This window comes from Micromonospora arborensis, from assembly GCF_003205615.1.
GTDB classification, from domain to species: Bacteria; Actinomycetota; Actinomycetes; order Mycobacteriales; family Micromonosporaceae; genus Micromonospora; species Micromonospora arborensis.
Genome location: NZ_PYBV01000108.1, coordinates 1 through 535, shown reverse-complemented (window position 1 = coordinate 535; position 535 = coordinate 1). Strand labels below are relative to the sequence as shown.

At 66.2% G+C, this 535-nt stretch carries 1 pseudogene; it reads right to left on the bottom strand.

The features are described from left to right. Positions 1 to 492 (bottom strand): annotated as a pseudogene (locus C7C45_RS33035) (hypothetical protein); the annotation flags it as partial. Between the last annotated feature and the right edge of the window lie 43 nt (positions 493 to 535).

Below are 535 nucleotides of genomic sequence, written 5' to 3'. Positions count from 1 at the left end.
GTCGACCCGCGTCGCACCCGCCGGCATGGCGATGCCATCGGTCACCGGCAGGAACAGCAGATCCACCACGCCGTCCGGCACCCGGGCCAACCCACCCCGCTGCCCATCGACGAAAACAACCCCGTCGTCGCCAGCCCCAACACCCTCCAACCGCAACACGTTGAACGCGTGCGAAACACCCACTCCACCGTCAACCGTCCGGCTCCGAACCAGCACCACACCCCGCGACCCCACCGGAGCCGCCGCCATCACCGCCCGAACCGACCCCACATCCGTCCGGAACACCAACGAATCAGCATCATCCGCCAACCCCAACAACTGCCGCTGATACGCCACCAAATCCGACTCCGGCAGCGGACTCTCCGCCGGCGCCTGCCACACCAACCCCTCACCCGGAACCGCACTCATATCCGCCGCGATCGCGACCAACACACAATTCGTCCCAGAGGCGTCCGGATTCACCAACCCCAACCACGGCAACACCTCCAACAACGCCGCATCATCACCAAACCGCGACGCAACAACCCCACCAGCC